The organism is Streptomyces sp. SX-6, assembly GCF_059089585.1.
Genome location: NZ_JBTHHU010000067.1, coordinates 1 through 6,580 on the forward strand (window position 1 = coordinate 1; position 6,580 = coordinate 6,580).

At 71.3% G+C, this 6,580-nt stretch carries 6 protein-coding genes; 5 read left to right on the forward strand and 1 reads right to left on the reverse strand.

All coding sequences use genetic code 11. The features are described 5' to 3' along the window. Nucleotides 1-155 precede the first annotated feature (155 nt). The 4 genes from ACV530_RS36335 to ACV530_RS36350 all read left to right on the forward strand — a co-directional run bounded on the left by ACV530_RS36335 (nucleotide 156) and on the right by ACV530_RS36350 (nucleotide 4,168). Entirely contained in the window at nucleotides 156-1,439 is a 1,284-nt protein-coding gene (locus ACV530_RS36335) for an OB-fold domain-containing protein (RefSeq protein ID WP_494337007.1), read from the forward strand. Continuing rightward, nucleotides 1,436-2,629 carry a lipid-transfer protein gene (locus ACV530_RS36340; protein WP_494337008.1) on the forward strand — a complete coding sequence of 398 codons (1,194 nt, stop codon included), beginning with the start codon at nucleotides 1,436-1,438 and terminating at the stop codon, nucleotides 2,627-2,629. Before ACV530_RS36335 ends, ACV530_RS36340 begins: the two co-directional genes overlap by 4 nt. A 53-nt stretch (nucleotides 2,630-2,682) precedes the next feature. Beyond that, nucleotides 2,683-3,516 (forward strand): glycoside hydrolase domain-containing protein, encoded by an 834-nt coding sequence (locus ACV530_RS36345; RefSeq protein WP_494337009.1) that lies wholly within the window; start codon nucleotides 2,683-2,685, stop codon nucleotides 3,514-3,516. A 121-nt stretch (nucleotides 3,517-3,637) separates the two neighbouring features. Beyond that, the gene (locus ACV530_RS36350) at nucleotides 3,638-4,168 is read left to right on the forward strand and encodes a SigE family RNA polymerase sigma factor (protein WP_494337010.1); all 531 of its coding nucleotides are present in this window, start codon (nucleotides 3,638-3,640) and stop codon (nucleotides 4,166-4,168) included. A gap of 42 nt (nucleotides 4,169-4,210) precedes the next feature. Here ACV530_RS36350 and ACV530_RS36355 read toward each other — a convergent pair whose 3' ends face one another. Further along, nucleotides 4,211-4,588 carry a hypothetical protein gene (locus ACV530_RS36355; protein WP_494337011.1) on the reverse strand — a complete coding sequence of 126 codons (378 nt, stop codon included), beginning with the start codon at nucleotides 4,586-4,588 and terminating at the stop codon, nucleotides 4,211-4,213. 208 nt (nucleotides 4,589-4,796) lie between these two features. On the opposite strand from ACV530_RS36355, the gene ACV530_RS36360 reads away from it, so the two are divergent. Further along, on the forward strand, nucleotides 4,797-6,443 hold the full coding sequence (locus ACV530_RS36360; protein ID WP_494337012.1) for a long-chain fatty acid--CoA ligase: 1,647 nt from the start codon (nucleotides 4,797-4,799) through the stop codon (nucleotides 6,441-6,443). The last annotated feature ends 137 nt before the right edge of the window (nucleotides 6,444-6,580 follow it).

Consider the following 6,580-nt stretch of genomic DNA (forward strand, 5'->3'; position numbering starts at 1 on the left):
GGGGGGGGAGTGCCCCCCCGCCACCCCCCCCCCCCCCCCCCCCCCCCCCCCCCCCCCCCCCCCCCCCCCCCCCCCCCGCGGCCGTTTCGCCGTGCGCCCTTGACGGTGGCAGGTATCTGACGGAGAGTCAGAAACCTGTGCACTGGGGGTGAGGCATGAGCGACCTCGACCGGCGGCTCTCGGCGTACGCGGGCAGACCCGCCGGATCCGGCACGGGCCCGGACCCGGTCAACGCCCCCATGATCCGGCACTGGTGCGAGGCCATGGGCGACACCGGCCCCGCCTGGACCGGCAAGGACCCCGTCGCGCCGCCCGCCATGCTCCAGGTCTGGATCATGGCCGGTCTCGCCGGCCCCCGGCACCGTTCCGCCGCGTACCGCGAACTCGTCGCCCTGCTCGGGGAGTCGGGCTGCACCGCCGTGGTGGCGACCGACTGCGAGCAGGAGTATCTGCGCCCGCTGCGCCCGGGCGAGACGGTCACCTTCGACTCCGTGATCGAGTCGGTCTCCCCGCGCAAGACGACCCGGCTGGGCGCGGGGCACTTCGTCACCATCCGCACCGAGGTGCGGGCGGATGGCGCGCTCGCCGGCACGCACCGTCTCCGTGTCCTCAGGTACGCACCGGGCACGGCGCCCGGGCCGGTGCCGAAGCCGGAGCGCCCGCGTCCCGTGATCAACCGCGACAACGCCGGTTTCTGGGACGGCGTGGCCGCGCACCGGCTGCTCATCCAGCGCTGTGACGCCTGCGGCAGGCTCCGCTTCCCGTGGCTGCCGGGCTGTGGCGGCTGCGGTTCGCCCGCGTGGACGGCGGTCGAGGCGTCCGGCGCGGGGACGGTCCACTCCCATGTGGTCATGCACCACCCGCCGTTCCCCGCCTTCGATCCGCCGTACACGGTCGGGCTGATCGAACTCGCCGAAGGCGTACGGATGATCAGCAACGTCACGGGCGTGGAGCCGGGCCGGGTGCGGATCGGCATGCCGGTGCGGCTGGAGTTCGTGACCGTCGACGGCGGTCAGACACTGCCGCTCTTCCGAGCGGAATGTGCGGAAAGTATGGAAGAAGACGAGGAGTTGCCCCCGCTCGTCATCCCCGTCACCCGCACCCTCGTCATCGCGGGCGCCCTCGCCTCCCGCGACTTCCAGGATGTCCACCACGACGCGGAGGCCGCGCGCGCCAAGGGCGCACCGGACATCTTCATGAACATCCTCACCACCAACGGCCTCGTGGGCCGCTATGTCACCGAGCGCTTCGGCCCCGGAGCCGTTGTCCGCAAGGCGGCGATACGCCTCGGGGTCCCCAACCACCCTGGTGACACCCTCACGTTGACCGGCAAGGTCACGGCCAGGCGCGCGGGGGAGACGGTGGTCGAGGTGACAGGAGCGAATCGCCGCGGCCGTCATATGACCGGGACGGTGACGCTGAGGGAGGCGGCGGCATGAGCGTCCGTCGGTCCGACACGCTGGGCGGCAAGGCGGCCGTCGTGGGCATCGGTGCGACGGAGTTCTCCAAGAACTCCGGCCGCAGCGAACTGGCCCTGGCCGCGGAGGCCGTACGGGCGGCCCTCGCGGACGCCGGTCTCGCGCCCGGCGACGTCGACGGCATGGTCACCTTCACCATGGATACGAGCCCCGAGATCACCGTCGCGCAGGCGGTGGGCATCGGGGAGTTGTCCTTCTTCTCCCGGGTGCACTACGGCGGCGGCGGCGCGTGTGCCGTCGTGCAGCAGGCGGCGCTCGCCGTCGCGGCCGGGGTCGCCGAGGTCGTCGTCTGCTACCGGGCGTTCAACGAGCGCTCGGGCCGCCGCTTCGGCGCGGGGGCGCCACGGCGCGAGCCCTCCGCCGAGGGCGTCGCGCTCGGCTGGGCACTGCCGTTCGGACTGCTGACGCCCGCCTCGTGGGTGGCGATGGCGGCCCGCCGCTATCTGCACGTCCACGGCCTGGAGCCGGAGGTCTTCGGGCAGGTGGCCGTCAGCTCGCGGCGGTACGCGGCCACCAACCCGGCCGCGTACTTCCACGGCCGTCCGATCACGCTCGCCGACCACGCCGCCTCGCGGTGGATCGCCGAGCCGCTGCGGCTGCTCGACTGCTGCCAGGAGACCGACGGCGGGCTGGCGTTGGTGGTCACGTCCGCCGACCGGGCCCGTGACCTGCCGCATCCGCCCGCGGTGATCGAAGCCGCGGCGCAGGGGGCGGGCCGGGCGCAGGAGATGATGACCAGCTACTACCGTGACGACATCGCCACCCTGCCGGAACTGGGTGTCGTCGGCCGTCAGTTGTGGCGCACCGCCGGGCTGGGGCCGTCGGAGGTGGATGTGGCCATCCTCTACGACCACTTCACCCCGTTCGTCCTGATGCAGCTGGAGGAACTCGGCTTCTGCGCACCCGGCGAGGGCGCCGCCCTCGTCGCCGCGGACACGCTGCCGCTGAACACCCACGGCGGGCAGCTGGGCGAGGCGTATCTGCACGGCATGAACGGCATCGCCGAAGCGGTCCGGCAGTTGCGCGGCACCGCGGTGAACCAGGTGAAGCGGATGAAGCAGGTGAACCAGCGGTCGAATGTCGCACATGTCCTGGTCACAGCCGGAACGGGAGTTCCCACGTCCGGGCTGCTTCTCGGCGCAGACGGATGAACCGAGGGCGTGTCATCGGCGTGGATGGCGACAATGCCCCTTGACTTCGCGGTATGGACCGACGGAGGAAGATCATCCGATATGGCGTCGCCCTGATGGCGGCACTGGCCCTGCTCCCGGCGACGTACGCGCCGGCCACGGCAGCCGGCCAGCAGCACCGGATGAGGCGTGGCGTCACGTTGTTCAAGGGGCGGGGGTTCGACACCTGCGAGACACCGCCGCTCACCACCCTGCAGGCCTGGGGGCACTCCGAGTACCGGGCTGTCGGGATCTACTACGCGGGCCGCGCCCGGGCCTGCCAGCGCCAGCGCTGGCTGAGCCCCGCCTGGCTGACCGGCGCGCGCAACCTCGGCTGGAAGGTGCTGCCGCTGTACGTCGGCTCGCAGTCGCCGTGCGTCCGCGCGGATTCCAAGCGGGGCTACCCCATCGGGGACAGCCCGGAGGAGCAGGGCATCGACGAGGCGGTGGACGCGGTGCGCAAGGCGGACCGGCTCGGCATGGAGCCCGGCAGCGCGATCTACCTCGACATGGAGGCGTACGACGACAAGGACGACGACTGCGCGAGCACCACGCTCGCCTACATCCGGTCCTGGAACGCCGCCGTCACCCGCCGCGGCTATGTGCCCGGCTTCTACAGCAGCGCCGAGTCCGGCATCCGGCACATGGAGTACGCCCGCCGGGCCGGGATGGACTCCCTGCCCGAGGCGATGTGGTTCGCCCGCTGGAAGGTGACCCCCTCGACCGACAACGAGCGCTCGCTCTCGTACAGCGCCTGGCGGCACCGCCGCATCCACCAGTTCGCGGGGGACGTCACCGAGACCCACGGCGGCCGGAAGCTGACCATCGACCGCAATCTCATCGACGCCCCGGTCGCCGTCATCGACTGATTCCCGCCACTGCTACCCCTCCAGGAGGTGGGGGCATCCCCACCCGTACGACCTGAGGCGGATCGGTCTTCGGCACCTCCGGCCGATCCGCCGGGGACAGGTGCACTCCTAGCGTTGAGACATGACCACGTCCGTGTGCCCCAGCGCATCCACTGCCGTGTACCCGTCCTTCTCCTCGTACGTACGGGCACGCGGTCCGGTGCTGCAGCGCACCGCCCGTTCGCTGACCTCGAACCCGAGCGACGCCGAGGACCTGCTGCAGACCGCGCTCACCAAGACGTACCTGGCGTGGGAGCGGATAGAGGACCACCGGGCGCTCGACGGCTACGTCCGCCGGGCGCTGGTCAACACCCGCACCTCGCAGTGGCGCAAGCGCAAGGTCGAGGAGTACCCGTACGAGGAGCTCCCCGAGCGCGAGGACGCCCCCGCGGCCGACCCCGCGGAGACGCAGGCGCTGCGCGACGCGATGTGGCGGGCGGTGCACCGGCTGCCGGACCGGCAGCGGGCCATGGTCGTCCTCAGGTATTACGAGGACCTCACCGAGGCGCAGACGGCGGAGCTGATGGGGGTCTCGGTGGGCACGGTCAAGAGCGCGGTCTCCCGGGCGCTGGGCAAGCTCCGCGAGGACCCGGACCTGGCACGGGCGGCCTGACCGGCGCGGTGCGGGCGGCGGGGGCCGCCCGCACCGGCGGGATCAGTAGGTGTTCTTCTCGATGCTGAGCCACTCCCAGTCGACGGGCAGGGTGGCCCGCACCCACTCGTCCTGGCTGCCGAGGTAGGTGCCGCCGCTCTCGCCGCAGTTGCTGTCCGTCCACTTGACGAGGCGGGTGTAGTCCCGCCACCACCAGCCGGACAGCTGGGTCTCCTTGTGGGGAGTGGCCAGGCAGTAGTGCGCGGGGCGGCCCTTCTGGTCCTGGCCGATGATCTTCACCGAGTTGACCCGGCCCGTGTTGTCGATGATGCCGATCTGCTGGCCGTCGGTGCCGGCGAAGGCGGTGCCGCCGGCGCCGAGGACGGCGGCGAGGGCCAGGGCGCCGGAGGCGGCGGCCGTGCCGAGGGTGCGCTTGCGCATGGAAGTTCCCCCTGGAAAGAAAATGATCAGAAGAAGTTGATCAAGAACGCCGTGATCGTACAGGCTTGCGGGAAGACGCGAAATGGCTTGCGCCCACGGCTGGTTCGCTGTTGTCCGACGCCGCAGAGGTAGTGACTTACCGGCGGAAACGGCACCAGAATCACCTGGGAGCGACCTTCGCGTAACGAATCCCGATGGGGAGGCCCCCTTGCAGAGCACGATGCAGGACGTACCGCTGACCATCACCCGGATCCTGGTGCACGGCACCACGGTCCACGGTGGCGCGCAGGTCACGACCTGGACGGGCGAGGGCCCGCGCAGGCGCACGTTCGCCGAGGCCGGGACCCGTATCGCGCGCCTGGCCCACGCGCTCGAAGGGGTCGGGGTCCGCGAGGGGGACGCCGTCGGGACCCTGATGTGGAACAACGCCGAGCACCTCGAGGCCTACTTCGCGATCCCCGCCATGGGTGCCGTGCTCCACACGCTCAACCTCCGCCTGCCCGCCGAGCAGCTCGCCTGGATCGTGCGCCACGCCGCGGACCGGGTGATTGTCGTCGACGGCTCGCTGCTGCCGCTCCTCGCGCCGCTGCTGCCGCACCTGGAGTCGGTCGAGCACGTCATCGTCTCGGGCCCCGGCGACCGGTCCGGTCTCGAGGGCGCGCGGGCTCGCGTTCACGAGTACGAGGAGCTGCTCGCCGCGCAGGCCGGTGAGCCGTACGTCTGGCCCGAGGTGGACGAGCGGCAGGCCGCCGCGCTCTGCTACACCTCGGGGACGACGGGCGACCCCAAGGGCGTGGTCTACAGCCACCGTTCGGTGTACCTGCACTCGATGGAGGTCAACTCCGCGAACTCCTTCGGGCTGCGGCCGGGCGAGCTCTGTCTGCCCGTCGTGCCGATGTTCCACGTCAACGCCTGGGGCCTGCCGCACGCCGCCTTCATGTCGGGCACCTCGCTGCTGATGCCCGACCGCTTCCTCCAGCCCGCCCCGCTCGCGGAGATGCTCGAGTCCGAGGGCGTCACGCTGAGCGCCGGGGTTCCGACCATCTGGCAGGGGCTGCTGGCCGAACTGGACGCCCGGCCGCGGAAGCTCGCCGTGAAGACGATGATCAGTGGTGGCGCGCCCACGCCGCCCTCGCTCATGCGGGCGTTCGAGGAGCGCCACGGGCTGAAGATCGTGCAGGCGTGGGGCATGACCGAGACCTCGCCGCTGGGCTCGATGGCCTACCCGCCGCCCGGTCTGGGCGAGGAGGACGCCTGGGCGTACCGCGTCACCCAGGGCCGGCTGCCCGCGTCCGTGGAGGCACGGCTGGCCGGGCCCGACGGCGGCTTCCTGCCGTGGGACGGCACGTCGGCGGGCGAGCTGGAGGTACGCGGACCGTGGATCGCCGGTGCGTATCACGGGGGTGCGGGGTGCGAACCGTTCCGTCCGGAGGACAAGTTCAGCCCTGACGGGTGGCTGCGGACGGGGGACGTCGGGACGATTACGCCTGATGGATATCTGACGATCACCGATCGGGCGAAGGACGTCATCAAGTCCGGTGGGGAGTGGATCTCCTCGGTGGAGCTGGAGAATCACTTGATGGCTCACCCCGAGGTTGCGGAGGCTGCTGTTGTGGCCGTTCCTGATGAGAAGTGGGGCGAACGGCCGCTCGTGGCGGTGGTGTTGCGGGATGGCTCTTCTGTTGGCTACGAGACGTTGCGGGCCTTCCTGGGCGAGCGCGTCGCGCGGTGGCAGCTGCCGGAGCGATGGACGCGGGTTGCGGCGGTGCCGAAGACGTCCGTGGGGAAGTTCGACAAGAAGCTGCTGCGCAAGCAGTTTGCGGAGGGGGCGCTGGAGGTCACGTTGCTGGCGTGATGCCGGTGGTGTGGTGCGGGGTCGGTGGTGGGGTGGTCGGGTGCGGGGCGGGACGGAGCCCTCTGGGGGCTGGATTATTTACGGGCCGGAGCCCGGAGTCCTGATGGGAACCCGGAACTCGGCCCGCAAATAACCCT

Bases quoted from the DNA above. Each gene is read 5' to 3' on its own strand.
- ACV530_RS36345 (WP_494337009.1), top strand. From the start codon at position 2,683: ATGGACCGACGGAGGAAGATCATCCGATATGGCGTCGCCCTGATGGCG.
- ACV530_RS36355 (WP_494337011.1), bottom strand. From the start codon at position 4,588: ATGCGCAAGCGCACCCTCGGCACGGCCGCCGCCTCCGGCGCCCTGGCC.
- ACV530_RS36335 (WP_494337007.1), top strand. From the start codon at position 156: ATGAGCGACCTCGACCGGCGGCTCTCGGCGTACGCGGGCAGACCCGCC.
- ACV530_RS36340 (WP_494337008.1), top strand. From the start codon at position 1,436: ATGAGCGTCCGTCGGTCCGACACGCTGGGCGGCAAGGCGGCCGTCGTG.
- ACV530_RS36350 (WP_494337010.1), top strand. From the start codon at position 3,638: ATGACCACGTCCGTGTGCCCCAGCGCATCCACTGCCGTGTACCCGTCC.